Below are 26,437 nucleotides of genomic sequence, written 5' to 3'. Positions count from 1 at the left end.
CGACCATGCTTAACGACATCCACACTCTGGCAATCGGGACATTGAACAGGTTCTAGGACCATCTCGACTCAGCCCTCTAACACATCGTTTTCATTCTGCCATATATCCACATATCTAGAACACTACCCAACTTACACAACAGCTATCTAGCTCTCAACAATCGCCTTTCTAGGTTAAGTTCTACAAATTCGTTAGAGTTGTGAGCGGTATTCCTCTGCACTCTTGAGTGAGGAGAGATCGCGATCGATTTTTTATTGTTACTGATCACATCTTAAATTTGACTCGTGACACTACTATTATGACGACAAATACACGCTCTCAAGCTTTGTCTCGCTCGCATTATGAAGCAACGGCTCCAGAAGTCATTGCGCAATTTCAGAGCGATCCTAAAGCTGGGTTATCTTCTACTCAGGTTAGCCAGAATCAACAGCGCTATGGCTTGAATGAGCTAACAGTAAAACCGGGAAAGCCAGCTTGGTTCAGATTTCTACTTCAGTTCAATCAAGCGTTGCTCTACATTCTGATTGTTGCTGGTGCAATTAAAGCATTCTTAGGATCGTGGACGAATGCAGCCGTCATTTGGGGTGTGACGATCATTAATGCCATCATTGGGTTTGTGCAGGAGTCGAAAGCAGAAGGCGCGATCGCGGCTCTTGCCAAAGCAGTCACCACAGAAGCAACGGTGATTCGCAACGGACAAAAACAACGTACTCCTTCACAAGAGCTTGTTCCAGGAGATCTAGTCCTCCTCGCTTCAGGCGACAAAGTTCCTGCTGATTTGCGCTTGATTACTACTCGCAACTTACAAATTGATGAATCGGCGCTCACCGGAGAATCTGTTCCGGTTGAAAAACTGACGGAACCCCTGCAACCCCAAACACCGCTGGCAGAACGACAAAATATGGCGTATGCGGGCAGTTTTGTCACGTTTGGACAAGGAAGCGGCATTGTCGTAGCAACGGCAAACGAAACTGAGGTCGGCAAAATTTCGTGATCGCTCGATCAACAAACGGATCTCAGCACTCCTCTAACGCGCAAATTCGCTAAATTTAGCCATACCTTGCTCTACATCATTCTCGCACTGGCAGCATTGACCTTAGCTGTGGGGGTGGGACAAGGACAATCACTAGCGGAAATGTTTGAAGCAGCAGTAGCGTTAGCAGTGAGCGCGATTCCCGAAGGATTGCCTGCGGTAGTAACCGTGACATTAGCGATCGGGGTCAATCGCATGGCGCGGCGACACGCGATCGTGCGAAAACTCCCTGCGGTGGAAACCCTTGGAAGTGCGACTGTGATTTGTTCGGATAAAACCGGAACGCTGACCGAAAACCAAATGACGGTGCAAGCCATCTATGCAGGCGATCAGACTTATTCAGTCAGTGGAACAGGCTATAGTCCCGACGGCGAGATGACTGACTCCACTGGAGCAATCGTGAGTGTGACCAATGCACGCGCTTTACAAGAATGCCTAACTGCCGGACTCGCGTGTAATGACTCCCATCTAGAGGAAGAGAACGATCGTTGGCTTGTGATTGGTGATCCGACCGAAGGCGCATTGATCACGGCTGCGAACAAAGCAGGATTTCATCTAGCTCACATTTCGCAATCCCTGCCTCGCATTGATTCGATTCCGTTCGAGTCGCAATTTCAATACATGGCAACTTTGCATGATACTGCAACTGAGCACATCATCTATGTAAAAGGCTCCGTCGAAGCCATTCTCAAACGGTGTGAACATACAATCGAGAAGCATCCACTCGATCGTCAACACATTGAACAACAAGTCGAAACAATGGCGCAAGAAGGCCTACGGGTGCTAGCGTTTGCGAAGAAAACTGTATCTAAATCTCAGTCGTCGATCGATCATCATGACCTTGATTCTGGATTGATTTTCTTAGGTTTACAGGGCATGATCGATCCGCCTCGGTCTGAAGTGATCGCGGCTGTTCAGTCCTGCCAGTCTGCGGGTATCCAAGTAAAAATGATCACGGGCGATCATATTACGACTGCGAAAGCGATCGCTCAACGCATCGGACTCCAAAACGCAGGTCATGCCACTGCGATCGATGGACAGCAACTCGAACGCATGGACGATCGAGAACTCTCTCAGGTTGTAGAAAACAGTGTTGTCTTTGCGCGGGTTGCTCCAGCCCAAAAGTTTCGGCTCGTCGAAGCCTTGCAATCGAAGGGTGAAATTGTTGCCATGACGGGAGACGGCGTGAATGATGCGCCTGCACTGAGAAAAGCAGACATCGGCATTGCGATGGGGGGTGCGGGAACGGATGTAGCGCGGGAAGCCGCAGATATGTTGCTGACTGATGATAACTTTGCGTCGATCGAAGCTGCTGTGGAAGAAGGACGCACCGTTTATCAGAATCTCAAGAAAGCGATCGCGTTTATTCTTCCGGTCAATGGTGGCGAATCGATGACGATTTTGATCAGTGCCTTATTTGCGAGAGCTTTGCCGATTCTATCGCTGCAAGTCTTGTGGCTGAATATGGTGAACTCGATCGCGATGACGGTTCCTCTAGCCTTCGAGCCAAAAACTGAGCGGGTTATGCAACATCCGCCGCGCAATCCGCGTGAACCTTTACTATCAAAAACTCTGATCTACAGAATTTTAGTCATCTCCGTCTTTAACTGGATTTTGATCTTCGGGATGTTTGAATGGGTGCGTCAAAGTACTGGAAATCTGGAACTAGCGCGAACGATGGCAATCCAAGCACTTGTCGCAGGTCGGATTGTTTACTTACTCAGCATTAGCCAATTAGGCAAGACGATCATGGCTAAACTTCGCGGGAAACAACCTATTTCATTCGGTGATACCCGTGCCATACTTTATGGAATTGCTGGAGCTGTGATGTTACAGATTGTCTTTAGCCAATGGAGTGTGATGAATACTCTATTTAAAACAGCTCCCTTAAATCTCACTCAATGGCTCATCTGCTTATTGCCCGCAGTGCCAATGATTCCGGTTGCACTTTTAGCAAATCGCATTGATCCCTTTGATTGAGCCGGAATGTTGCTATCATTGTGGACTCCCAGGCATTTGTACAGAGACATCTGCCATTGCACCCATTCCGAAGCGCAAAGCAACTAAGATAATCAAAAGCACGAGCTTAGAATCGATCGACGATTTGGCAAATTGACTCACTAAGCCGAGGAGACTTCGATTCAGGGTGTGGAGCCGTTGAATGATTCATAAGAACAAAACCTAGCTTATAAAGTCTCGATCGCGGTTTTCAGCTTGGCTCTGACTTGCTCTGCAATTCCCTGTAGATCTGAGTTTTCGATCGCTTGCATTGATGCGATCGGATCAACGGCTGCCACTTCGACCCCTTCTGACTTTTGTTGGACAACCACATTACAAGGCAGCATAGTTCCAACTTTATCTTCGAGTTGCAGGGCTTGATAAGCAAAAGATGGATGACAAGCTCCTAGGATTTTGTAGGCTGGCATTTCGACATCAAGTTTCTTTTTCAGCGTGTTTTGCACATCGATTTCCGTGAGCACACCAAATCCTTGCTGCTTCAAACTTTGATTCACTTGTTCAATGGCTTGATCAAAAGAGGTATGGAGCATTTTGCTGAAGTAATAACTCATCTGAAGTGTTTCTCCGGTTTAGGGTTGGAGTGAAATCGGCTGAATCTTGAGTGTCTGTCCTCAAGAAGTTCTATTGGGTTTGGGACGGATACCAAGTCTGATACCACTGCTGCATCTGGTTAATCTCTGCAGTTTGAGTTTTAACAATGGATTCCGCTAAACGCTGAATTTCAGGATGCTGAGAGTTCGTCAGTACCATTTGTGCCATCATGACTGCCATTTGATGATGTGGAATCATCTCTTCGATGAAGGTACGATCGAAGTCTTTGGCGTTTTGCAGCGCTACCAAATCTGTGCGCATTCCCATCATGCCTCTATGCCCCATCATTCCCATCCCCCAACCAGGAGAACCCGCTGATCGAGCCAACTGGTTGCTCGGACTCTTGATTCCCATTCCTGGTTGCCATTGCGGAACCGTTGTGCCATACCACTGCTTGTACCAGGTTTGCATCTCCTGAATTTCACGGGTTTGGGTCGTTTTAATCGATCGTGCTAGAGCTTTCAGTTCAGAATGCTGAGCGCGATTTGATGCCAAGTCAGCCATCGCTACAGCATCCTCATGATGCGGAATCATCATCACAATGAAGTGTTGATCGGTTTGTCCCATCATCCGCGGTCTAACGGGAATAGAAGCGGGATTTGCAGAATTCCTTGTTGAATTGGATACGGGATCAGAATTCGAGGAATTCGAGGGGGCTGTGGGTCTAGCCGTCAGCAGAATCAAAGCGGTGATCACACCACCTGCGAGAAGACCTGCAAGACTGTAGAGAATAGGTTGGCGATGAATCATAGTTTCTTCTCCTGAATTCAGAAAATGAAGCGATTCTTATTCTTCAGTCATTGAGAAAAATGAAGCGAAACAATCACTCAATGCTGTTCTTTCAATATATCTGATTGCTGCTGGAGATGATCGAAAGAGATACTAACAGTTGCACTTTTTCTTCTACTCGCGATTCTAGCGATCGAAGTAAAAAGTAGCCACAGTTCTACAGAACAAGTGCTTGAATATCATTGCCAGCAGCAATTATTCCTGGAACGTAGCTACCCTTTGCTGAATTTTGTAGCGGTAAGGTCTTCAAACTTAGACGACTTTGAAGTAACTTGTATGAGCCTGCTATCATCCGCACAAGCAAGGGTTGTGAGATGATGCAGTGCTCACTTTGTTTACTACAATCTAGCGCGATAACGTTGGTTGTACGGGAGTTTGGCAAGGATCATCGCTAACATGCAGGTATCTGTGACTCCAGAAAATACAAGTCCTGCACCAAAAAAGCCGCTCAACAGCAAAAACCAAGGAGACACAAATGCACCTAAGAGTGTACCAAGTACCACACCTGATCCAGCCACAATCTGTACTTGGCGCATCAGACTGATGGGTGCTGCGCGATCGATTTGAGTCGGATAGCCCGCCTCTTTCCAAGCAACGAGTCCATCAGCAAGATGAGTGACGTCCTCGAAACCTGCATCCAATAGTTTTTGAGCAGCGATCGCGGATCGATTTCCCGATCGACAATACAAGACAATGTTTTTATCTTGCTGCTGTGGAATGCTAGCTGGATCAAAGCGAGAAAGCGAAACAAGTGTTGCGCCAGGAATATGTTCTCCAGCGTACTCTCCGGGTTCTCGCACATCAATCAGCGTGACTGTATCTTGGTCGATCGCTTGTTTCAAAGTTTGAGCATCGATCGTCTTTAATTCTTTCAATCGCATCATCGTCATGGTATCTCTTCTGTGAATCATTGTGTAAACTAAACTGTGATCAAGTTGCCGCAGCGTTCGTTTGCAGGGACGGCTTCCATCATCTTTTTCGGATTGGGCAAATTGAGGCTGTTCATCAATTCAATAAAGTCATTGCGGCTGCGTCCGCTGAATCGGAGATTCCATTGTTTCTCTTCAGCGATCGTAGAAACTGTGTGTCCTCGATAGTCATGTCCAGGATAAACAAGCGTTGCTTCTGGTAGAGTGAACAAGCGTTCTGTCACAGAATCATACAAAGTTCCAGCGTCGCCACTTTGAAAATCAGTCCGTCCACTACCGCGAATAAACAAGGCATCTCCAGTGAGCAAATGAGTGCCATTCACTAGATAGGCCATATGGCTGTCTGTATGTCCTGGGGTTGCGATCGCTTCAATTCGGACACTGCCGACTTCCAGAACTTCGCGATCTCGAATTTTGCGATCGGCACAAGCGGCATGGGCATTTTCAGGCACAATTCCGCAACAGCCTGTTGCTTCTCGGAGTTTTGCGGTTCCTGTGATGTGATCCGCGTGAATATGCGTTTCGAGACAGAATTTCAGCGTCAAGCCTAATTCATTGAGGATCTGGCGATCGCGTTCCACTTGTTCGAGAACCGGATCGACAAGAACTGCTTCTTTTGTGGTTAGATCAGCAATCAGATATGTGTAAGTACTCGTTTCTGCATCAAAGAGTTGTCGGAATAGCATGAGAGTAAACTCCAAACAAAAGACTTTTGATTCATTATCTTACTATATAGTAATACAGTAAAGTCATAATTGTCTACTTGATTGTTGAATGACTTGTGCGTGAACGCTGTTATGAGATTGAGAGAGTTTGAAGCTATGACGATTTTGCGCAAGAACAAAGGCTGCGACGGCTAACAGAAAATAGCCAAACGTCTGTTGTAATCGTCGCGCTGGCACAAATCGGGCGAGATATGCGCCAGGAATTGTGCCGAGGCTCGCTGCCACAATAAACGATCCCATCAATTCCCAGTCCAACGGCACTTGCCCCAGATAGCCGAGAAATCCGGCGACCGAGTTTAAGACAATCACGAGCAGTGATGTGCCGATCGCTTGCTTCATCGGGACGCGACCAAGCAGCACCAAAGCAGGCACGATCGCAAAGCCGCCTCCAACTCCCACCAGTCCAGTCAAGACTCCAACGCCAATTCCTTCGGTCAACAGCCAGAGCCAACAGTACTTGCAGACAGGCTTTGGATAGAAGTCCAATTCGCTCGATCGAGTGCGTTTAGCACTCTTCTGAATCATAAATCCTGCTGCCAGCACCATCATCACCGCAAACAAAAGCATTTGAAAGGTTCCAGATACAAAGGGCAGCGCGGCAATTTTCGCTCCCACAAATGCCCCAATCATCGTTGCTCCACCAAACACCAAAGCGGTCTTAAGGCTGACGTTTCCAGCTTTCCAATGCGGAATCACACCGAGTAAGCTGACTGTCCCGACAATCACTAACGTCATCGCGATCGCGGATTTCGGCGCAACACCCATTACATAGACCAGAATAGGCAGCGCTAGCACCGAGCCACCCCCGCCAATCAAGCCCAAGCTGAGTCCAATACCAACAGCGAGAAGATGTCCAATGATCCAAATCATCATGATGCTCCCTTTCCAACTTCGAGCGGATATCCGAATTGTCTCCAAGCACCGATTCCATGCTCGAGTTGAATGACATCCAAAAAACCTGCCTTCAGTAACTTCCGAGCAGCGATCGCAGAGCGATGACCCGAACGACAATAAAGCACAACCCGCTTAGCCGTTTGAGGAATGAGTTGAGCATTGAATCGGGACAAGGGCACAAGAATTGCACCAGGAATATGTTCTTTGTGATATTCAAAGGGTTCACGAACATCAACGAGGATAACGGTGTCTTGATCAAGCTGTTGTTTCAAGGTTTGGGCATCAAGGGTTTGAGAAGGATGAGTGCCAAAAAGGTTCATAGTCAATTCTCCAAATGAGCGTCTCGTTTACAAAGAACGCTTTTTTTCAAGTGCAAATCTATCTCAAGCAGAATCTAAGCAGCGCAAACTAGGAGCAGGCTTACTCTCGATCGCTGAGATTGTTCAGGAAAAAGTCATTAAATCTCGTGAATTCATTATATAACGAATTAGTAGTATAAAAGCAAGAATAGATTGGCGGAAATTTAAGATTTATCAAAGCACACTGAAAGTAGGCATTTAATCCCTTTTGCTTCTGCCTCTCCGCAGAAAACAGGTTGTCCCCTTGGATCGAAGAGAGCGCACTCAATCTAAGCGAAAAAATTATGACGCTCTTGTTTGAACAGATTAATTTTGAACAGATTAATTTTGAGAGCTTCGCTCATCTGTTTGACAACATAGCAATGCCTAGCAATGTTCGATTTCACTTAAGGTCTGCTGACTTTCCAAAACTTGAGATTCTTTATCCTATAATATTGTCATACGGTAATAGATTAAGAATTGATATGGCGAGTCGATCGAAGTTGCAAGCTTCTCCTACAGCATTAGCTCCTGTAGCAGATTACTTTAAAGTGTTGTCCGAGACGAGTCGGCTTCAAGTTTTGTGTAGCCTGAGATCGGGAGCTAAGAATGTAAGCGAGATTATTGACGAAACGGGATTAGGGCAAGCCAATGTGTCGAAACATCTGAAGATTCTAGCGCAAGCAGGTCTTGTCTCTCGGCAGCCCCAAGGCGTGAGCGTTTACTACGAAATCACTGATCCGCTAATTTTTGAACTATGTGAGTTGGTGTGCGATCGCTTAGCAATTCGGTTAAAAGAACAATCTCAGCAACTCAAGCAATTAAATCCCTTACGCCAAAAATAAGCGTTGAAAAACTGTTTGTACAGGTTGGTCAAATATTGATCGACGGATTTCGTTTGTGTAGGCGCAACTTTCATCTGCAAGGCTGTGAACTATTCTGATTCACGATTCTAAGCTGTTCTCCTATGGATTTTCCGACGAGGAAAAAGATTGAAAAATTCCTGTATAAGGTTTCGCGATCGGGAATGCGTAGCTTCCAGCTTTGCTCGTTTTGAGCTTGAGCGAGATCACTGCTTCAGCCAATTTCACCGCAGCGCTCACTCCATCGATAACCGGAACATTGAGTTCCTGAGTCAGTTGAACTGCAAGATGCGCCATTCCACCACACCCTAAGACGATCGCACCAACTTGATCCACCTTAATGGCTCGATAACACTCTTCTAAAATTGCAGTCTGTGCTTTTGTATCTGTCTCAATGCTCAATACCGGAAGATCGATCGATCGAATGTTCCGACAAAATTGATTCATTCCATATCGATCGACTAAATGCTGAGCAATGATTCGAGTCCGAGCCAACGTAGTCACAATCGAGAATTCTGAAGAGAGCAAGACTGCGGTACGCATTGCAGCCTCTGCGATCCCAATCACAGGACCTCGTGCCAGTTCACGCGCTGCATACAATCCAGGATCACCAAAACAAGCAATCACATAACCATCTGTCCCCTGGGCTTCACCCTTGCGAATTTCATCCAGGACACCGATCACACTCAAAGCCTCATCGTAAAACCCTTCGATCGAAACAGGTCCCATGTCTGGATTGACCGCCACGATTTCTGTTTCTCGACTGGCAATGCTCCGCGCTGTTGCACCAATTTGCTCAGTCATACTCGCACTGGTGTTCGGGTTGATTACTTTAATTTTCATAAATTTGTCGGCTCTGAGTTCCATCAGCTTTTTCGCTGTTGCCGTATCTAAATCTTAGCGACAAAATCTTGAATTGTTTACCTAATTATTGTATACAAGATTTCATACAGCTTTTGTATACAATAATTATGAACTGTCCGTATTGTGGGTCTAGCATGATCCGAAAGAATGGGCATCGGCAGGGCAAACAGAACTATCGATGTAAGGACTGCGATCGGCAATTCATTACAGTTCACACGCGGCGTGGCTACTCAGACGAGGTGAAACAAATCTGCTTGAGAATGTACCACCTCGGCTTAAAACTGCGCGAAATCGAGCGATTGACAGGCATTCGCCACACCACGATTCATTCTTGGGTCAAACAGTCAAAATCTGATGTGATGTCATCGTCTAATAACAAATAAGTTCAGCGTAGAGAGGGCGATCGTGATTTCAAAAGATCGACTAGGCTCGCATTGCCATTCAGCGATGCCCGAGCATTCAGTGCTGATTCAATTCCGTCGAGATGACGCATCGCAGCATGAACAGCCGCTTCTTCATCTCCTGATGCAATCTGATCTAAAATCTCGCTGTGTTCATCTTTGGTGCAGATCGGCATACCCTGGACTTCGTAAAAAAATGCCAGGGAAGTTTGCGGGATCAGTTCTTTGAGAAAGCGAGCGAGATACTTGTTTTGGCAAAGATCTGCAAGTTGGATGTGAAACTGAGCAGACAATCGACTTAATCGCGGCACATCTCTCTGTTCACATGCGATGCGTTCTTCTTTCACCAGCGATCGAAGTGCAGCGACCTGTTTACGGGTAATGTTGCGGGTCACATCACGAACGATCGCCGCTTCAGTCAGTCGCCAAGCTTCATAAATTTGTTTTGCCTGATCGAGTGTCAAACTCGCTACAAATGCCCCACGATGCGGCTCCAACTTGACTAACTGATCATGTGCCAACCGCATCAAAACTTGCCGAATAATGGTGCGGCTCACACCGTAATGCTCTGCCAAGAGGTTTTCTCCCAGCTTGGTATCCGGTGGCAAGCGGCGCTCTAAAATCGAGTCGAAAAGCTCAGTGTAGATTAGTTCTTCGGTCGGCTTGGGTTTGGAGCCAGCGGGCAATGGAGCAGTACGCATAAGAAGTTTTCAGAGCAGAAATGTACAATTGTGGGATGCTTCAATCGAGAAGTGAATCGTTCTAAACTCCAATCTACAAGCTCTGCGGACGTAGAAGAGTATTTTGCACCATTGCGATTTTTAATACTATTTCATCCAGTTGTAACACGCCAACCGCATAAGTCCTCAATAAGTGTATACAACTTTTGAAAAATCTGCGCTTTCTTGACGCTTTATTAAGGTCTTGATCCCTATCCCAGTTCAAGATCGGAGAATCTAAAGTTAATTGAAAATTGTAGCGAAAAAGCCAAAAAAATCGATTCAAGCGTATCCGTCAACACTTTTTTGCATCAGCAAATTGGTTACAAGAATCGTATACAATTTTTGCAACTTATCAGTTTGCATGGGTTGTAGAACAGATTCGATGCAATGTCTTGCAATTCTGAGCAGAACTGACTGAGCTTTCACGATTGAGCTAATTTGCCGAACTAACCCGCTGAAAATATCGCAATTCACACCACCGACACAGGGGAAAATCATGACCGTGAACTCTGGGCGTGTCTCCGGGGCACAGAACGCTACTCAACTGACTGGAAATGGTATTCAACAAGCGTTAGCGAGTGTTGCCGCAGGTGTCGGGCTTCGCAACGTCACGAAAAAGTATGGCAGTGTTACTGCTGTCGAAAACATTACACTGGACATTCCTGCTGGAAAGTATTGCTGTTTGCTCGGACCAAGTGGCTGCGGCAAAACTACGGTACTTCGCATGATTGCAGGTCACGAGGAGATTTCGAGCGGCGAGATTTTTATTGGCGATCGACGAGTCAACGACATTCCTGCGGCAAAACGCAGTACGTCAATGATGTTCCAAAGCTATGCGCTGTTTCCACATAAGACCATTTGGCAGAATGTGGACTTTGGGCTAAAAATGCAGAATGTTCCGGAAGCAGAGCGACGAGCGCGAGTCGGAGAAATCTTAGAAATGGTCGGGCTGAGTCATACTAGCGATCGTAAACCGACTCAACTCAGCGGCGGTCAACAACAGCGAATTGCACTGGCTCGAGCCTTAGTAACTCGTCCCCAAGTCTTGATGTTAGATGAGCCGCTGAGCGCGCTCGATGAAAACCTGCGCGTGAAGATGCGAACCGAGTTGCGTAACATTCAAAAGCAGTTCGGACTCACTTTTATTCAAGTGACGCACCATGTTGAAGAAGCATTTGCGCTTTCAGATAGCGTGGTCGTAATGAACCACGGAAAACTCGATCAAGTCGCAGCACCGCAAGAGATCTTTAGCACTCCTGCCTCACAGTTTGTCGCAAAGTTCATGGGCGACAACAATATCTTTACGGGCAAAGTCATTCAATGTGCTCCGGACACCGACGGTACGGATCTCGTGGAACTGGAAATCGAAGGACTGGGATCATTGATGGCAAAAGGCTATTGCGTCCAACCAGGACAGATGGCAGCTTGCTCAGTGCGTCCGGATTTAATGTCGATCGAATCCTCTACCTCATCTGCTCCAACTCCTTACGCAAACCGAGTTTCAGCCCGAATCACTGGAATCGAGATGACCGGATACGTCACGCGCATTTCATTGATGGCAGAAGCAACGGGACAGGAATTGCTTTACAAAGTCCGAACTGAAGATTGGAACAATGAGACATACGCAGAGGGGCAACTGGTCACGCTCCGTTGGTCAGCCGAAAACTGTGTGTTTCTAGCTCACTAACACTGTATAACTCCTAGCTTTTCGACCTTAAGCTTACTTTTTTCAACATTTACAATTTGAGTGCTATCAACTATGACGAAGATGAGTCGGCGAACTGTAATTCGTTCAGGATTAGCAGCAGGTGCATTGCTTGCAGCCACAAGCTGTAAAAGGCAATCAGCAAGTAGCGGTCCTACTGTCATTACCAATTCGATCAAAGATGTAACACTGCGCATGATTGGAACAGGCGCAGCCCAAATCAACGACATCAAGGAAAAAGCAGAACAAGAGTTAGGATTCAAGCTGCAATTACGTGCGCTCAGCACTGAGGAAAACAATCAAATCGCGATTACTCAGCCGAAACAGTATGATATGTTCGACGGTGAGTATTTCAGTCTCCCTTTGGTGTTTCCGTCTGGAAACCTACAGCCAATCGAAGTGAAGCGCATCAAAAACTGGGATAAGATTGTGCCTTACTTCACAACGGGCAAGTTCGATAGCAGTTCACGCGTGAATGACTCTCAAGGAACTGCGCCATTTAAGGTCATGTATGTCAAAGACAAGGACTCCAAGGAATTTTCAACGACTCCAACAGATTGGGCAACTCTGATTCCATTCCAATACAATGCAGATACGCTTGGCTACCGTCCTGATCTCACGGGCAAGAAGATCGAATCTTGGGCAGAACTACTCGATAGCAAGTTTAAGGGCAAAACGGCGCTGTTAGACATTCCCTCGATCGGGATTATGGATGCAGCAATGGTACTCGAAGCTGCTGGCATGATGAAGTTTGGCGATAAAGGCAACATGACCAAAGAGGAACTCGATAAGGTTGCCCAGATGCTCGTGAAGCTGAAGAAAGACGGACAGTTTCGCGCGTTCTGGAAAACGTTCGATGAATCGGTGAATTTGATGTCTTCAGGAGAAGTTGCCCTGCAATCAATGTGGTCGCCTGCAGTTACAGCCGTGAAAGCGAAAGGGATTCAGTGTACTTATGCGCCGTTGAAAGAAGGCTATCGCGGTTGGGGTGGCGGAATCGGGTTGTCTCGCAATCTATCCGGCATCGCGCTTGATGCGGCTTACGAGTACCTGAACTGGATGCTCAATGGCTGGGTGGGTGCGTTCTTGGGTCGTCAAGGTTACTACAGTGCTGCTCCTGAAACTGCGCGGAAATTTATGAAAGCAGAGGAGTGGGACTATTGGTATGAAGGTAAACCTGCTGCGATCGACATTGTTGATCCGTTCGGCAAAAAGATCGACTCAAAAGGTGCAATTCGCGACGGTGGCTCATTCAAAGATCGCTTCTCTAACATTGTTTGCTGGAATTCAGTCATGAAAGAGCAGACTTATCTGGTGCAGAAGTGGAATGAGTTTGTCGCTGCTTAAGTTGTTCTAATTCGCGAGGTCTAATCAGCGTTTGATTACACTTGGCGATTGAGCATTATTGATTCTGTGAGGAGTTTTATTGATGTTTAATTTTCTCAGACATGGGCTGGGACAGGGTTTTGCTGTCTTTTTCTCGATCGCGTCACTCAATCAAGTTGCAACAGCCCAAGAAGGTTCTCAGGCTGTCCAAAGCGAAAATCTTACGAAAGATCTCACCAAAGATCTCACGAAAGTCAGCGATTTAGCTGACTCTGCGAATCAGAGTTTCGGGCAAGTCACATCGGTTTCACAGCTTTCTGATGTCAGACCCACGGATTGGGCGTTTCAAGCCTTGCAATCCCTCGTTGAGCGATATGGCTGTATTGCAGGGTATCCCGACCGTACCTATCGCGGCAATCGTGCACTCACGCGCTATGAATTTGCAGCAGGTCTGAATGCTTGTCTCGATCGCGTCAATGAACTCATTGCCGCCTCAACTGCCGATTTAGTCAAGAAAGAAGACCTTGCAACACTGCAAAAGCTGCAAGAACAATTTGCGGCTGAACTCGCAACGCTCCGAGGTCGCGTAGATTCTTTGGAAGCGCGAACCTCAACGCTCGAGAAACAGCAATTCTCAACGACGACAAAATTGATTGGAAATGTAGTCTTTGGGGTTGCTGGTGCATTTGGATCAGATAAAGCGGTGAGTTCGAGTGCAGGACTTTCACCGAATCCGCCTGGACAAGCAGGCGCACCCGGAGTTGTTCCCGCGCAACCGCGTGTGCCGATCGATGACAATATCATCTTTTCCAATCGCGTTCGACTAGTGCTGACGACCAGCTTTACCGGACGAGATAAGCTCATTACCCGTCTACAAGCCGGAAATACACCGAATCTTGCTCTTGCAACCGGAACCGATTCTGCAAAGCTATCGTTTCAGGAAACCCGAGGCAATCAGGTTGTGATTAACCAGCTTGAGTATCGGTTTCCCTTAGGCGATCGTGGAACAGCATTCATTGAAGCATTTGGATTCTTAGATTTATTTGTTCCGACATTACACCCGCTCGATGGAGACTATGACACGGTTCTGACTGGGTTTAGCTTGCGGAGTCCAATCTACTTCCCCAGTGGCGTAACCGGAGTCGGCTTCAATTACAACATCACAGACACGATCAACATTGGAGGGGGTTACTTAGCAGGAAATCCGACTGCAAACAATCCTTCGAGCGGAGGTGGATTGTTCAACGGACCCTATGGCGCACTGGGTCAAGTCACCTTCCGACCCAATGATAAATTTGCGATCGCGCTAACTTATCTGAATGCTTACGACGACGGTACAGGGAATGCACCTCCAGGGGGATTCTTTGGCAGTAAAAATGCTGCTTTCCCATTTGGGGCGACTCCGGTAGTGACGAATGGTTTTGGGGTTCAAGCAGAGTATCGGTTTAGTCCAACGTTCAGCATCAATGGCTGGTACTATCGGGCAAATGCAAGCTCCAAAAGTGGCGTGACAGATGGAGCCGATGCAACCATTCAAGCGTGGGCGGTGGCACTGGCATTCCCAGATTTGGGTAAGAAGGGGAATTTAGGAGGCTTGATTGTGGGGATGCCGTCCAAAGCAACCTCGAATGATGTGCAAGGCTTCCGAGATCCGAATACCTCAATTCAGATTGAAGCGTTCTATCGATATATGCTGAACGACAAGATTGGCATCACACCGGGACTAATTGTGATTACCAATCCAGAACACAACAGCGCCAACGACACTGTTTATCTAGGAGTTCTGCGGACGACCTTCAATTTCTAATCGTTTCTCTCACACCATGACTTTAGAGGCAAGACTGCAATCATCGCTAGGATTGCCTCTATTTCTTAAAAATATTCTGATTGCTTATTTAAGCTTGTTGTTACATAGAGGCTCACTGATGCGAACTTGGAATACAACTCGCCCTTATTTATTAGCAGCCCCTCAAACGCTGGTATTGCTGGCATTTCTGGTGTTGCCGATCGCGGCGATCGTGATTGTTAGTTTTTGGGAGTTCAACGGCTATGCCATGACTCCGGCTTTTACGTTAAGTAACTATCTCAGCATTTTCTCAAGTACGACGATCGCAACTTATCTGAACACATTTAAGTTTGCGGCATTGGTGTGGGCGATTTGTCTGCTGATTTGCTATCCCGTTGCTTATTTTCTGTCATTTCACATTAAAAGCACCAAATGGCAAACGATTTGGTTTTTGGTGTGTACAGTTCCGTTTCTCACCTCGAACATTATTCGGATGATTTCGTGGATTCCTTTCCTTGGAAGAGAAGGATTGGTCAACAAGTCTCTTCTTGCCTTACATGTGATTGATCAACCGCTTGAAAAGCTCCTGTTCTCAGATTTCTCAGTCGTACTAGCAATGGTACATCTCTATGCTCTGTTTATGGTTGCGCCTGTGTTTAATAGCATGATGCGAATTGATCGCTCGCTCGTTGCTGCGGCAGAAGATTTAGGCGCGTCGCCGTTTCAAATTCAGAAAGAAATTATTTTGCCGTTGAGTGCGCCGGGAATTGCGATCGGGACAATTTTCATCGTCACCTTGGTGATGGGAGAATTTGCAACCGTGCGATTGATGGGAGGTGGACAGGTTGCATCGGTTGGGAATCTGATCAAAAACCAGATTGGAAGTTTGCAATATCCATTAGCAGCAGCGAATGCAGTCGTATTGCTCATCGTGACTCTGATGCTCGTCTTTGCCATTCTGCGCGTTGTCGATATTCGTAAGGAGCTTTAGTGATGCAAACTGCTAAAAAACCATTCTCATACTATCTTCTGGCTGGATTTTTTGGATTATTTGTGTTGTTCCTTTATGGTCCAATGTTCGCCGTTTTTATCCTCTCGCTTCAAGGTCCTGAAGGCTCACTCACCTTCCCAATGAAAGGGTTTAGCTTTTATTGGTTAGGACAAGTGTTTCAACAACAACGAGTCGGAAACTTTGTCGATGCATTTTGGCGATCGCTCTTTTTGGGCTTGCTTGTTTCAATCATCACGGTCACGATTAGCGTGATGTCGGGACTGGCATTTCGCGATCGCTTCAAAGGCTCAACGGCACTGTTTTATTTAGCAATCTCTAGCTTAATTGTTCCGAGCATTCTCATCTCACTCGGAATTGGCATTGTCTTTAGCTTGCTAGATTTAAGTAACGACTGGTACACCTCTGCATTAGGGGGACATCTCACTTGGAGTTTACCGTTTGCTTTCTTGATTATGTTAGGAATCTTTGGGCGATTTAACCCAGCTTACGAAGAAGCGGCACGTGATCTGGGTGCAAGTGAGATGACTACTTTTTGGCAAGTTGTTTTCCCGTTGATTGCTTCAAGCGTGATCGGGGTTGGACTCCTTGGATTTACTCTGTCCTATGATGAATTTACTCGAACTTCGCTGATCTCTGGAGAAACGAATACGCTCCCGCTCGAAATCTTTGGGATGACCACAAATGTGACCTCCCCGGCACTCTATGCGCTAGGAACACTCACTACATTGTTCTCGTTTGGGCTGATTGCGATCTCGATTTTTGCAATTCAATTGCTCAGCGATCGACAAACCAAGCCAAAGCAATAAACCGACCTGCGCTTCCAAATCAAATCCCAATAGCAGGCGAGTCCGCATCAGGCGGACTTTGCTTTTACAGAACTCATTTGAGTTCTTCTTGAGAAGTAGAGCTACCAGAGCAAAATGCTAAATCTTCTTAAATGAGCGGATGATTTGATCAAATGCCGTTTGGTAAGCTGAATCATTATTGCTGTCGCCTATTTTAGCCAATGTGATCAGAGTAATCTCACGATCTGCCGATCGAAAGGCAATATGCTCATGTTCATACAGCCCACTCGACTGAAAAGCAATTCCTGCTCGTCCTGCGATCGTCGTCGGTTTAAATTGTTTCGGGGCTGAGAATCGATTGTTTTGCGCTACCCAATTTTGCAAGTCTAGCTGTTTTGGATTCTGATAAACTGCGACTTGGACATTTGCAGGGTATTCTGTTCCACCTTCATAAGCACCCGCTTTGAGTTTTTGATACTGTTGCTGAGTCCAGATTTCAATTGTCGCGATCGTCAATTCTTCAGTGGGTGGAACTTTGGTTTGTGGGTCAACAACAAAATTCTTTTCAGGATAGCGAAACTCGAATCCTAACCGATCGTTGCGATAAACACCTGCTGAAGCAACCTGTGCATCAGGTGTCGGAGAGTTTTCAGGAGAGTTTTCAATTGTGGATGATTTTGTTTCGCAAGCGATTGTTGTTCCGGCGATTAAACTCAATACAACTGAGCTTAGTATCCATTTTTGAAACGGGTAACAGCGTGTCATAGCTTCTTGCGTCAAATAGAAGAATTAAAACTTCAATGTGAAAGCACAGGATTCCAAAAGCTTCGATAAAATCAAAATTAGAGTCGGCTCAATAAAATCACAAAGTCAAAAGTACCGCAATCGTTGAGTCAGTGTTGTATCGTCTGTTGACCCTGAAGCACCCCAAGCGAGAAACAATAGAGGAGACGACTTCGCTTGCATCGCGATCGTGGTTATCTTCCAACCCTAGTTCTCGGAGAAACTGATGTCACTTCCATTAATTCTGCAACCTGGAGAAGGGCGCTCTGTCCAAATTCGCACTAGCACCTGTACATTTAAAGCGACTGGGCAAGAAACGCATGGGCATTTTGGACTGTTCGAGTTTGTGATGGAAGCGGGAGCGAATGGAGCCAGTCCGCATATTCACAAAGAACTGACTGAGATGTTTTACGTTGTGGAAGGTGAAGTCGAACTGCTTGTAGGTGAACGTCATATCATTGCTGAACCCAAAGCTTTTATCCTCGTCCCTGAAAATACACCGCATGGATTCGCTAACGTGGGGCAGACTCAGGCAACGCTATTAATCTTGTTTTGTCCTGCTGATTCTCGTGAACAATATTTTGAGGGTTTGGCAGAATTAACCAAAGATGGACGACAACCGAGCCAAGAAGAACTTCTAGAATTGATGCAGCGATTTGATCAATATCCGGTTCCGCAGTCTGAATAGCGATGAGCGTCAACAACAAAAGGTACAGCATAACTACGGCTATGTTAGTAATGTCTGCGTGAGTCAGGGTCTAACTGTTGTTTCAGGAATCACTCCCATTTGCTAGAGCTATGACATTATAGAAGTGGTGTCAGTTGTAGGATACGAAAGTGGAATCTTTGTCAGAAACCATGAATCTAGATGCCTATTTCCAGCGAATCGGGTATGGAGGCAGCGCATCTCCCACGCTTGAGACATTGCAGGCGATTCACTTGCATCATGCAACAACGATCGCATTTGAGAACCTGACTCCCTTGCTCAAGCAACCTGTTCTTTTAGATCTCAAATCCTTAGAGAAAAAGCTGATTCACGATCGACGGGGTGGCTATTGTTTTGAGCAGAACTTATTGCTGCGATCGGTGCTGATTGCTCTGGGCTTTCAGGTGAAGAACTTAGCAGCACGAGTGCTATGGAATCTTCCAGAAGGCACAATCATGCCCCGCAGTCATATGCTGCTGCACGTCGAAATTGACGGCAAGCCCTATCTAGCAGATGTGGGGTTTGGTGGCATCACTCAGACTGCTCCGCTGTCACTCACACCAGACATTGAGCAAAAAACGCCACACGAGCCATTTCGGGTCATTGCTACTGAGCAGACTTACATCCTGCAAGCCAAGTTGAATGGCGAGTGGAAACCATTGTATCGATTTGATTTACAAGAACAATACTTGTCAGATTACGAAGTGAGTAACTGGTATGTTTCCACTCATCCAAACTCGCGGTTTGTCACAGGGTTAATGGCAGCTCGCCCAGATACTGATTGTCGCTACAGCTTGCTGAACAATCAACTCACAACTCATTACCTCAACGGGCAAACCGAGCGGCAGATCTTGAAAGATGTGACCGAGTTTCATCATGTGCTAGAAGATTTATTTCGCTTGCAGCTACCGATGACTTCGGATCTCGATCGCGTCTTGCAGCAGTTGATGACATCCGGTTAAGTGAAACCATTCATCGGATGTACATCCGTGTCAGTCGTCGATCGCCTCAATCCCAAGTTGCTTCAGTCGCTCAAGGTTGTCTTTCATGGTCTTGAGCGCTTCGGGAGAGTGCCCCTGCCAATCTGTAACCTCGCCCGTCACCCGCAGTGGCTCCCGTGAGCGGTAGGATTTCGTGGGATTCCCTGGGTATTTCTTGTCCGTCAGATTGGGATCATCCATAATTGAGCCAGTTGGTTCCACGATGTAAATTCTACCGGGCGCTTCGCCAACTGCCAGTTCTGCTCCCCAAATGGCTGCATCTAGAGTGGCAGTCAAGTAAACGTAGCTCGCCTTCTTCCTCTGACCGTAGTTTGAGTTGTAGCCCGGTTCGATTAGGTCTCCCGGCTTCAGGTTAGCTCGTGTGCCATGATAGAACTGCTGCGGAATCATATCGTCGGTAGCTGTCATCGGCTCGCTCCTCATACGGATAGGTGAGTTCCATCTCACATCTTAATTGCCCTCTATTTTTTGCTGCTTCTATAAAACTCATCCGGGATCTTAAGCATTCTGATGCGAGTGATCTGAAAGTTAACTTCCCTCCTCTACATCAGATAATGAAAGGAAATTAAACCTTCTTTCGTTTTTCATCATGGTTGATCTGACACTCTGGGGTACGTCCCTGACTTCCACTGCTCAACGGCTTCTCTTACTTGGCTCTGGCGAACTGGGCAAAGAAGTTGCTATTGAAGCGATGCGTCTGGGCTTGGAAATCATTGCAGTTGATAGCTATGCGAATGCACCTGCAATGCAGGTCGCCCATCGATCGCATGTGATCAATATGCTGGATGGAGCACAAGTGCGGCAAATTGTGGAGCAGGAAAAACCGGGACTGATTGTGCCGGAAGTCGAAGCGATCGCGACGGCTACCCTGGTTGAACTGGAACAGGAAGGCTGGAAAGTCATTCCCACCGCAAAGGCAACTCAGCTGACGATGAATCGAGAGGGAATTCGACGGCTCGCTGCCGAAGAGTTAGGGCTGAAAACCTCACCCTACCGTTTTGCTGAGACAGAAGCGGAATATCAGCAAGCGATCGCAGAGGTGGGATTCCCCTGTGTCGTCAAACCTGTCATGAGTTCCTCCGGAAAAGGTCAGAGTACCGTTCGTACTGAGGCAGACGTAAACTCTGCCTGGGAATATGCCCAAGCCGGGGGACGCACCAAGGGCGGGCGCGTGATTATTGAAGGATTTATCTCCTTTGACACTGAGATTACTTTACTAACAGTTCGCTCTGCTTCGGGGACACACTTTTGTCCACCCATTGGACATATTCAAGTCAGTGGCGACTATCGAGAATCCTGGCAACCCTGCGCTCTGCATCCCCAGACGCTAGAACGGTGCCAAGAGATTGCGGAAAAGATTACGACAGCGCTTGGAGGATGGGGTCTCTTTGGCGTTGAACTGTTTATCCAAGGAGCTAGCGACACCGAGCAAACGGTTTACTTCAGTGAAGTGAGTCCTCGTCCTCACGATACTGGAATGGTGACGTTGATTAGTCAGAATATGTCTGAATTTGAGTTGCATGTGCGGGCAATCACGGGGCTTCCGATCGATGAAATTACCCTCATCCAACCCGGAGCCTCGGCTGTGATTCTCGCCGATGTGGCAGGCGACAATCCTCGATTTACGGGAATCAGTGAAGCATTGCAGATCCCGACGAGTAAAGTTCGTCTGTTTGGCAAGCCTCGGGCTTATCGGAATCGTCGGATGGGAGTTGCTTTGGCGCTCGGCAATACGGTGGAGCAAGCTAGAGAGCGAGCAAAATCAAGCGCGGCGGCTGTTACTGTTTTGGTCGATAATGGCGAATCAATGAGTTCGAGATGAACGCAGACAGAAATTCGATACCCTCAAGGTCTACTCGATAATTTCACAGCCAACGAGTCGTCAGATTTCTGATGTGATAGTGCTGGCTTCCACTAGGTCAGGAGCAATTCTGGCGAGTTTTAACCAGGGATGTGATCGCATTCACTAATCGCTCTGGCTCTATCGGTTTGGCAAGGTGTTGTTGGAATCCGGCATTGAATGCCTGGTGTTGATTGAATTCTCCAGCATAAGCAGTCAGTGCGATCGCGGGCAGGTTAGCTTGTTTTGCGATCGCACGATTGCTTCCAGGGTGTTCTGCTGACAAAGATTCGCGTTGCACAGCCTCCAAGCGTCGGATCTGGCGCATCAACATATAGCCATCCATCTCCGGCATCCCAATATCACTAATGAGTAAATCTGGCTTCCATTGTTCCAGAATCGTTAACGCTGCCATTCCGGAGGCAGCAACTTTAACCTCTATGCCATAGGCTTCCAAAATCGTCTCCATCAAGTTGCACATATCCGCTTCGTCATCGACGACCAGAATCTTCAAATCGCGTAGGTCAGCCGTTGAGGTCGTGGGCGGTGGCTCTGAGGCGGTTTCGCAAGGCAGCGTTTGCAACGGCAAGCGAATCGTGAACGTAGCTCCCTGTCCGTCTCCAGCACTTTCTGCGCTGACTGTTCCGCCATGCTGTTCGGTTAAATGTTGCACAAGCGCGAGTCCTAATCCCAGACCGCCAAATTTTCGGGTCGTCGCTCCATCCTCCTGCCGAAAATAGTCGAACACATAAGGGAGAAAATCGGGGCTGATACCCTTGCCCGTATCCTGCACTTGAATTTGAGCAAACCCATCGCGGCGATCGAGGCGTACTTCAATCCGTCCATCCTGCGGCGTAAACTTGACTGCATTGGTCAAAAGGTTCCAAACGATTTGCTGAAGCCGAGCCGCATCTCCGGCAACAATATTTTCATGACTTCCAGCGTCATCGAGAGTGGCGTGAATTTGAATATTTTTCGCTTCTGCAGCGAGGCGAACGGTTTCGATCGCTGCCTTGATCGTCGTTGCCAAATTCACAGAACTAACATTGACCAACATCTTGCCTTGTAAAATCCGCGAGACATCAAGCAAATCTTCAATGAGTTGGGCTTGCAGCTTGGCATTACGTTCGATCGTGGCGAGTGCCTGAGCCGCTTTTTCTGGGCTAAATTTCTGGCTTTGCAGCAGTTTTGTCCAACCGAGAATCGGATTAAGCGGCGATCGCAGTTCGTGAGACAAAACCGCTAAAAATTCATCTTTGATGCGGTTGGCTCGTTCAGCTTCTCCACGGGCAGCTTGTTCCTGCCGGAGCAGTAAGTCTCGCTCCGCTTCGATTTGCACTCGTTTACTTACATCCAGAGACACTCCAATCATTCGTTCTGCTTGTCCCTGCGCATTGAAATAGGTCCGCCCTCGGCTGTGCAACCAGCGCACCGTTTGATCAGGGGCAATCACTCGATACTCACACTGGAACATTCCTTCCTGCTGCGCGTCTCCAATCGCTTGTGCCACAGGGGCACGATCGTCGGGATGGACTGCAGTAAGGAAATCATCCACAGTGCCAATTTGTGTGCCCCAAACTTCCTCAGAATTCTCGGAACAAACTACTCGATTTGCAAGCAAATCCCAATCCCAAACCACCATTCGTGCAGCATTGAGCGCGAGGCGCAACCGCTCCTCCGCAGTCTGTAAATCTTGTTCTGCGTGCTTACGATCGGTAATATCATTCAATATCCCAACCAAACGAAGGGGCATACCATCGGCTGCAAACTCGACTTGCCCATTAGCCTCGATCCAACGCCACTGACCATTATCGTGCCGACAGATGCGGTAAACCGCCTGATAGGCACTGCCCTGCACCATGCTTTCTGTTAACTTCAATTCAAGCGACTCTCGATCGTCGGGATGAACGGCAGTGTTGATTAACTCCGTTTTGCTGAGTGCGCCATCGGCTAAAGTTCGCCCGAAAATCTCGTACATTCGGGAGTTTTCCCAAACGGCTTGATCAGTTTGGATGTTCCATTCAAACACCCCTAAGTTTGCTGCCTTGGTTGCCAAGTCAAGCCGTTGTTTTCGTTCGCGCAATGTGACTTCCACCCGACTGCGTTCCGCTTCACGCTCTTTGGCATCGGTCATGTCGGTATGGATTCCTAGCATCCGCAACGGCTGCCCCTGATCGTCCCACGCGACGATCTTACCGATCGATAAAATCCATTTCCAATCGCCCGATTTCGTGCGTTGTCTGAACTCCACCCGATAGAGATTCCGCTTGTTGGCAATGTAATCTTCATAAGCCTGAGCGGTGACAGCGAGATCATCGGGATGTAAGCGATCGCGCCATTTGGCATTGGTTTCTTGAAATTCATCTAGCTCATATCCGAGCATCCGCGCATATTCTGCATTAACGATCGCTTCACCGGTTTGCACGTTCAGATCATACAATCCCTGATTGGCAGCAGTTAACGCCAAGCGTAAGCGCTCCTCACTCTCTCGCAATGCGGCTTCTGCTTGCTGGCGTTCTGCTTCGTTGCGCTTGGATTCACTGCGATTTAGCACAAAGCCAATGACGGTTTGATCATCACGCAGCACTGATCCGAGGAGAATGGGCACCCGCGATCCATCTTTGCGAATGTATTCTTTTTCAAACGGGGTACAGAAACCAACTGTGCGAAGTTCATGCTGCGATCGCTGACTCACCTGCTGATATTCTGGCGGGGTCATCGTATCCCACCGAATTCTGCCAGCCAGGAGATCCTCTCGTGTGTAGCCGATCATTTGCAAAAAGGCATCGTTTGCGCTGGTTATCGAACCCTTGAAATTGGCTGAAAAGATGCCGATAATATTTGACTCTGTAATGTGAGTAAACTGAGATTCACTGTTTCGCCAAGCTTTGAAGTTCGCCTCGGCTCGACGTTTTGCATTCAAACGAGATTCATTCAAGTAACTGATCAAAATTGATGCGATTGCAAATACGCCAGATTGAACCACCGTTTTGGGATCGATAGCACTAAACGAATGGAAGGGTTCTAGAAAAAAGTATTTGAGAAAAATCGTGGACAATAGCGTTGCAAACAAGCCAGGTCCAAATCCTCCAAACCAGGAGATGATCATGACTGCAACATAAAATAGGGCTGCTGGAGTGTCTTGCAGCAGGGGAGCGATCAGCAATGTAATTCCTAACGCAGTCATCACGATCAGCAGTGCAAGACCGTAATACCAAAACTGAGTTGTTTCTTGCTCGAAACCACTGAGGACAAACTGTCGTAGTTTAGTTGCGTAGCGTCCTAAACGCAACTTTGAAAAAACTCCCCGAGTTGCCATCGTCTTTCTCCTCCTTTAGGAGGAAGAATAGGACACTCACAGATAGAGATAAACCTGACTAAAGGAGGATTTTGCAATTCGGACGTGTGATCGTTGTCCCTTCAAGATGAAAATAGATAAGAAGTGAATTCTCTAGGGCGAACTGTCTGAGTTACGAATTATGCCTCATGTCTTACTGGTTGATGATGAAGCACCCTTACGGGATAGCCTAAGCTACGCTTTGCAGAAAGAAGGCTATCACGTCACAACCGCAGCGGACGGTGCTGCTGCCTTAAAACTCTTTCACAAGCAAGTACCAGATGTAATTTTACTGGATTTGATGCTGCCAGAGGTGGGAGGTATGGAAGTGTGTTGGCGCATTCGAGCGTTTTCTGATGTTCCCATCGTCATGCTGACAGCAAAAGATCAAGATCTCGACAAAACCTGGGGACTCGAAGCCGGAGCCGATGATTACATCACCAAGCCGTTTAACACACGGGAATTGCTGGCGCGGATTCGGGCAGTGTTGTTGCGGCGGCATTCGGCAGGTGAAGGATCAGCGATCGTAGAGTAAGGGCAATGCGGCTTAAACCATTGAGTTCAATCAAGTGGAATTCCTTACACACAAAGCTCTTGGTCACTTACTGGTTGCTCACAGTGCTAGGAACGTCATTGATGGCGGGGTTTCTGCTGCAATCGCTGTCTCGCTACTTTATCCAGATGCGACAAACCGATTTAGAAAATTGGACGACTGCAATTAGCGAGAGTGTTGCAGATGAGTTAGAACAGCAGAATATTGCGCGAGTTCAACAGTTCATGCAACGCTACGGGAAGCCCGAAACTATAACGCTGCGCGTTTTGAGTCCACAAGGGCAGCTCCTCGCATCTTCTGCCCAGACAGACCGTCACATTACAAACTGGCTGGCAGTTCCGGGGGTGCAAGAAGCTTTGCAAAATCGGACAGTGCAGGGAACAGCGAAAGGGATATTCTCAGGCGACGATCGCTTGTATGTTGCACGCCCGATTTGGCGTAATGGGCAGTTTCTCGGCGTGCTGCGAATGTCAGTGACGCTAGAACAATTCCAACAGCAGTTTTCATTTTTATGGTGGACGGTCATTGGGACGCTCTTGCTGACCATGATTCTATGTGCTGTCATTAGCGATCGCTTAGCTAGAAGTGTTTCTATCCCCATACAAACGATGCGAAATTTTGCCATTCGTTTAGGCAGCGGTCACTTTGGTGACAAGTTAAGTATTCGTCAAAGTAATGAGTTAGATGAACTTGCGAACGAACTCAATCGTATGAGTGAACGGTTAGCGTCATTGGATCAAGAGCGGCGTACTTTTCTCGCAAATGTTTCACATGAACTGCGTACCCCCATTAGCAATATTCAAGTGACAGTAGAAGCCCTGCAAAATGGAGCAGTGGAAGAACCGAATTTGCGCGATCGCTTTTTTCAAACCATTGAAGATGAAACACGGCGATTAGCCCGCTTGATTCATGACCTCCTCGATTTGGGGCGATTAGAAGCGGGGGCAACGGTGCTAGAGCAGCAGCGAATTGACCTGAGGCAGTTAATCGATCGGGCAGTTCGAGCGGTAGAAACGCGAATGCAGATGCACCACATGTCGTTTCATCTCAATATTGCAAGGGTTTCCCTCGTTGGTGATCCAGAGCGACTTTTGCAAGCTTTGCTGAATATTTTGGATAACGCTATCAAATATTTCAAAGAACATTCTCAAGTTTCTATCACGGGGACACGTGACGGTCAGCACATCATCATTATCATTCAAGATCAAGGTCCTGGCATTGAGCAAACTGCATTGCCCCGAATTTTTGAGCAGTTTTACACGGGTGATCCGTCGCGAAAAGGTAGTAGTACAGGATTAGGGCTTGCGATCGCACAACGCATTATCCAAGCCCATGAGGGCACGATCACGGCAAGTAGTACGATTGGGCAGGGAACTAAATTCACAATTTGTTTGCCTGTTCGATCCATGAAGTAATGCCGAATGTAGGAGGCATA

At 47.3% G+C, this 26,437-nt stretch carries 24 protein-coding genes and 1 pseudogene; 14 read left to right on the top strand and 11 right to left on the bottom strand.

From position 1 onward, the window contains the following. Positions 1–298: 298 nt before the first annotated feature. Both J0L70_RS32060 and J0L70_RS32055 read left to right on the top strand, forming a co-directional pair. Positions 299–1,306, top strand: a pseudogene (locus J0L70_RS32060) (HAD-IC family P-type ATPase); the annotation flags it as partial. Between the two features lie 27 nt (positions 1,307–1,333). Then, positions 1,334–3,013 carry an HAD-IC family P-type ATPase gene (locus J0L70_RS32055; RefSeq protein WP_353736672.1) on the top strand — a complete coding sequence of 560 codons (1,680 nt, stop codon included), beginning with the start codon at positions 1,334–1,336 and terminating at the stop codon, positions 3,011–3,013. 206 nt (positions 3,014–3,219) lie between these two features. On the opposite strand, the gene J0L70_RS28190 is transcribed toward J0L70_RS32055, so the two are convergent. From J0L70_RS28190 to J0L70_RS28165, 6 genes are all read right to left on the bottom strand, one after another. Then, positions 3,220–3,582, bottom strand: coding sequence for a DUF302 domain-containing protein (locus J0L70_RS28190; RefSeq protein ID WP_242050983.1), 363 nt, complete (start codon positions 3,580–3,582; stop codon positions 3,220–3,222). Positions 3,583–3,673: 91 nt separating this feature from the next. Continuing rightward, positions 3,674–4,393: a DUF305 domain-containing protein gene (locus tag J0L70_RS28185; protein ID WP_287456739.1), complete on the bottom strand. Its 720-nt coding sequence runs from the start codon at positions 4,391–4,393 to the stop codon at positions 3,674–3,676. A gap of 377 nt (positions 4,394–4,770) precedes the next feature. Next, positions 4,771–5,343, bottom strand: a complete 573-nt coding sequence (locus J0L70_RS28180) for a rhodanese-like domain-containing protein (RefSeq protein ID WP_287456738.1) — start codon at positions 5,341–5,343, stop codon at positions 4,771–4,773. 8 nt (positions 5,344–5,351) lie between these two features. Further along, positions 5,352–6,047, bottom strand: coding sequence for an MBL fold metallo-hydrolase (locus tag J0L70_RS28175; RefSeq protein WP_287456737.1), 696 nt, complete (start codon positions 6,045–6,047; stop codon positions 5,352–5,354). 63 nt (positions 6,048–6,110) lie between these two features. Further along, the gene (locus J0L70_RS28170) at positions 6,111–6,959 is read right to left on the bottom strand and encodes a sulfite exporter TauE/SafE family protein (RefSeq protein WP_017288485.1); all 849 of its coding nucleotides are present in this window, start codon (positions 6,957–6,959) and stop codon (positions 6,111–6,113) included. Beyond that, positions 6,956–7,300: a rhodanese-like domain-containing protein gene (locus tag J0L70_RS28165; protein ID WP_268242852.1), complete on the bottom strand. Its 345-nt coding sequence runs from the start codon at positions 7,298–7,300 to the stop codon at positions 6,956–6,958. Before J0L70_RS28165 ends, J0L70_RS28170 begins: the two co-directional genes overlap by 4 nt. Before the next feature lie 503 nt (positions 7,301–7,803). Here J0L70_RS28165 and J0L70_RS28160 point away from each other — a divergent pair. Further along, entirely contained in the window at positions 7,804–8,163 is a 360-nt protein-coding gene (locus J0L70_RS28160) for an ArsR/SmtB family transcription factor (protein WP_026148674.1), read from the top strand. A gap of 120 nt (positions 8,164–8,283) precedes the next feature. Here the strand turns inward: J0L70_RS28160 and J0L70_RS28155 are convergent, their stop codons facing one another. After that, entirely contained in the window at positions 8,284–9,024 is a 741-nt protein-coding gene (locus J0L70_RS28155; protein WP_026148673.1) for an aspartate/glutamate racemase family protein, read from the bottom strand. A 128-nt stretch (positions 9,025–9,152) separates the two neighbouring features. On the opposite strand from J0L70_RS28155, the gene J0L70_RS28150 reads away from it, so the two are divergent. Further along, the gene (locus J0L70_RS28150; protein ID WP_036044628.1) at positions 9,153–9,428 is read left to right on the top strand and encodes an IS1/IS1595 family N-terminal zinc-binding domain-containing protein; all 276 of its coding nucleotides are present in this window, start codon (positions 9,153–9,155) and stop codon (positions 9,426–9,428) included. Positions 9,429–9,430: 2 nt separating this feature from the next. Here J0L70_RS28150 and J0L70_RS28145 read toward each other — a convergent pair whose 3' ends face one another. Beyond that, positions 9,431–10,147, bottom strand: a complete 717-nt coding sequence (locus J0L70_RS28145; protein WP_190647850.1) for a GntR family transcriptional regulator — start codon at positions 10,145–10,147, stop codon at positions 9,431–9,433. A gap of 517 nt (positions 10,148–10,664) precedes the next feature. Here J0L70_RS28145 and J0L70_RS28140 point away from each other — a divergent pair. The 5 genes from J0L70_RS28140 (at position 10,665) to J0L70_RS28120 (ending at position 16,803) form a co-directional block, all read left to right on the top strand. Beyond that, positions 10,665–11,855, top strand: coding sequence for an ABC transporter ATP-binding protein (locus tag J0L70_RS28140; protein WP_017288477.1), 1,191 nt, complete (start codon positions 10,665–10,667; stop codon positions 11,853–11,855). 72 nt (positions 11,856–11,927) lie between these two features. After that, entirely contained in the window at positions 11,928–13,220 is a 1,293-nt protein-coding gene (locus J0L70_RS28135; protein WP_287456735.1) for an ABC transporter substrate-binding protein, read from the top strand. Between the two features lie 82 nt (positions 13,221–13,302). After that, positions 13,303–15,006, top strand: a complete 1,704-nt coding sequence (locus tag J0L70_RS28130) for an iron uptake porin (RefSeq protein WP_287456734.1) — start codon at positions 13,303–13,305, stop codon at positions 15,004–15,006. 16 nt (positions 15,007–15,022) lie between these two features. Continuing rightward, positions 15,023–15,976: an ABC transporter permease gene (locus tag J0L70_RS28125; RefSeq protein ID WP_017288474.1), complete on the top strand. Its 954-nt coding sequence runs from the start codon at positions 15,023–15,025 to the stop codon at positions 15,974–15,976. Between the two features lie 2 nt (positions 15,977–15,978). Then, complete coding sequence (locus tag J0L70_RS28120; RefSeq protein ID WP_190647845.1) at positions 15,979–16,803, top strand: ABC transporter permease; 825 nt, start codon at positions 15,979–15,981, stop codon at positions 16,801–16,803. Positions 16,804–16,920: 117 nt separating this feature from the next. Here J0L70_RS28120 and J0L70_RS28115 read toward each other — a convergent pair whose 3' ends face one another. Then, positions 16,921–17,547, bottom strand: a complete 627-nt coding sequence (locus J0L70_RS28115; RefSeq protein ID WP_287456732.1) for a hypothetical protein — start codon at positions 17,545–17,547, stop codon at positions 16,921–16,923. A 244-nt stretch (positions 17,548–17,791) separates the two neighbouring features. On the opposite strand from J0L70_RS28115, the gene J0L70_RS28110 reads away from it, so the two are divergent. Further along, positions 17,792–18,253 (top strand): cupin domain-containing protein, encoded by a 462-nt coding sequence (locus J0L70_RS28110; protein ID WP_190647841.1) that lies wholly within the window; start codon positions 17,792–17,794, stop codon positions 18,251–18,253. Positions 18,254–18,402: 149 nt separating this feature from the next. Next, a complete protein-coding gene (locus J0L70_RS28105; protein ID WP_287456731.1) occupies positions 18,403–19,233 on the top strand; it encodes an arylamine N-acetyltransferase family protein in 831 nt (276 codons plus the stop codon). Positions 19,234–19,263: 30 nt separating this feature from the next. Here J0L70_RS28105 and arr read toward each other — a convergent pair whose 3' ends face one another. Continuing rightward, positions 19,264–19,680 (bottom strand): NAD(+)--rifampin ADP-ribosyltransferase, encoded by a 417-nt coding sequence (gene arr / locus J0L70_RS28100; RefSeq protein ID WP_394359019.1) that lies wholly within the window; start codon positions 19,678–19,680, stop codon positions 19,264–19,266. 181 nt (positions 19,681–19,861) lie between these two features. Between arr and purT the strand changes: the two genes are divergently transcribed. Continuing rightward, positions 19,862–21,094: a formate-dependent phosphoribosylglycinamide formyltransferase gene (gene purT / locus J0L70_RS28095; RefSeq protein ID WP_190647837.1), complete on the top strand. Its 1,233-nt coding sequence runs from the start codon at positions 19,862–19,864 to the stop codon at positions 21,092–21,094. Between the two features lie 97 nt (positions 21,095–21,191). On the opposite strand, the gene J0L70_RS28090 is transcribed toward purT, so the two are convergent. Then, positions 21,192–24,431 carry a hybrid sensor histidine kinase/response regulator gene (locus J0L70_RS28090; RefSeq protein WP_287456729.1) on the bottom strand — a complete coding sequence of 1,080 codons (3,240 nt, stop codon included), beginning with the start codon at positions 24,429–24,431 and terminating at the stop codon, positions 21,192–21,194. A gap of 160 nt (positions 24,432–24,591) precedes the next feature. Here J0L70_RS28090 and J0L70_RS28085 point away from each other — a divergent pair, with 160 nt between their 5' ends. Together J0L70_RS28085 and J0L70_RS28080 are read left to right on the top strand one after the other, a co-directional pair. Beyond that, on the top strand, positions 24,592–24,984 hold the full coding sequence (locus J0L70_RS28085; protein WP_017288466.1) for a response regulator transcription factor: 393 nt from the start codon (positions 24,592–24,594) through the stop codon (positions 24,982–24,984). 5 nt (positions 24,985–24,989) lie between these two features. Next, positions 24,990–26,417: a sensor histidine kinase gene (locus J0L70_RS28080; protein ID WP_287456728.1), complete on the top strand. Its 1,428-nt coding sequence runs from the start codon at positions 24,990–24,992 to the stop codon at positions 26,415–26,417. The last annotated feature ends 20 nt before the right edge of the window (positions 26,418–26,437 follow it).

The sequence above is a fragment of the Leptolyngbya sp. UWPOB_LEPTO1 genome (assembly GCF_017302695.1).
Lineage (GTDB): Bacteria > Cyanobacteriota > Cyanobacteriia > Leptolyngbyales > Leptolyngbyaceae > Leptolyngbya > Leptolyngbya boryana.
This window is presented reverse-complemented; position numbering and strand designations above follow the sequence as displayed.

Excerpts from the sequence above, each read along its gene's own strand:
- J0L70_RS32055 (WP_353736672.1), top strand. The coding sequence starts at position 1,334 with ATGACGGTGCAAGCCATCTATGCAGGCGATCAGACTTATTCAGTCAGT.
- J0L70_RS28190 (WP_242050983.1), bottom strand. The coding sequence starts at position 3,582 with ATGCTCCATACCTCTTTTGATCAAGCCATTGAACAAGTGAATCAAAGT.
- J0L70_RS28185 (WP_287456739.1), bottom strand. The coding sequence starts at position 4,393 with ATGATTCATCGCCAACCTATTCTCTACAGTCTTGCAGGTCTTCTCGCA.
- J0L70_RS28180 (WP_287456738.1), bottom strand. The coding sequence starts at position 5,343 with ATGATTCACAGAAGAGATACCATGACGATGATGCGATTGAAAGAATTA.
- J0L70_RS28175 (WP_287456737.1), bottom strand. The coding sequence starts at position 6,047 with ATGCTATTCCGACAACTCTTTGATGCAGAAACGAGTACTTACACATAT.
- J0L70_RS28170 (WP_017288485.1), bottom strand. The coding sequence starts at position 6,959 with ATGATGATTTGGATCATTGGACATCTTCTCGCTGTTGGTATTGGACTC.
- J0L70_RS28165 (WP_268242852.1), bottom strand. The coding sequence starts at position 7,300 with ATGAACCTTTTTGGCACTCATCCTTCTCAAACCCTTGATGCCCAAACC.
- J0L70_RS28160 (WP_026148674.1), top strand. The coding sequence starts at position 7,804 with ATGGCGAGTCGATCGAAGTTGCAAGCTTCTCCTACAGCATTAGCTCCT.
- J0L70_RS28155 (WP_026148673.1), bottom strand. The coding sequence starts at position 9,024 with ATGAAAATTAAAGTAATCAACCCGAACACCAGTGCGAGTATGACTGAG.
- J0L70_RS28150 (WP_036044628.1), top strand. The coding sequence starts at position 9,153 with ATGAACTGTCCGTATTGTGGGTCTAGCATGATCCGAAAGAATGGGCAT.
- J0L70_RS28145 (WP_190647850.1), bottom strand. The coding sequence starts at position 10,147 with ATGCGTACTGCTCCATTGCCCGCTGGCTCCAAACCCAAGCCGACCGAA.
- J0L70_RS28140 (WP_017288477.1), top strand. The coding sequence starts at position 10,665 with ATGACCGTGAACTCTGGGCGTGTCTCCGGGGCACAGAACGCTACTCAA.
- J0L70_RS28135 (WP_287456735.1), top strand. The coding sequence starts at position 11,928 with ATGACGAAGATGAGTCGGCGAACTGTAATTCGTTCAGGATTAGCAGCA.
- J0L70_RS28130 (WP_287456734.1), top strand. The coding sequence starts at position 13,303 with ATGTTTAATTTTCTCAGACATGGGCTGGGACAGGGTTTTGCTGTCTTT.
- J0L70_RS28125 (WP_017288474.1), top strand. The coding sequence starts at position 15,023 with ATGACTTTAGAGGCAAGACTGCAATCATCGCTAGGATTGCCTCTATTT.
- J0L70_RS28120 (WP_190647845.1), top strand. The coding sequence starts at position 15,979 with ATGCAAACTGCTAAAAAACCATTCTCATACTATCTTCTGGCTGGATTT.
- J0L70_RS28115 (WP_287456732.1), bottom strand. The coding sequence starts at position 17,547 with ATGACACGCTGTTACCCGTTTCAAAAATGGATACTAAGCTCAGTTGTA.
- J0L70_RS28110 (WP_190647841.1), top strand. The coding sequence starts at position 17,792 with ATGTCACTTCCATTAATTCTGCAACCTGGAGAAGGGCGCTCTGTCCAA.
- arr (WP_394359019.1), bottom strand. The coding sequence starts at position 19,680 with ATGACAGCTACCGACGATATGATTCCGCAGCAGTTCTATCATGGCACA.
- purT (WP_190647837.1), top strand. The coding sequence starts at position 19,862 with ATGGTTGATCTGACACTCTGGGGTACGTCCCTGACTTCCACTGCTCAA.
- J0L70_RS28090 (WP_287456729.1), bottom strand. The coding sequence starts at position 24,431 with ATGGCAACTCGGGGAGTTTTTTCAAAGTTGCGTTTAGGACGCTACGCA.
- J0L70_RS28085 (WP_017288466.1), top strand. The coding sequence starts at position 24,592 with ATGCCTCATGTCTTACTGGTTGATGATGAAGCACCCTTACGGGATAGC.
- J0L70_RS28080 (WP_287456728.1), top strand. The coding sequence starts at position 24,990 with ATGCGGCTTAAACCATTGAGTTCAATCAAGTGGAATTCCTTACACACA.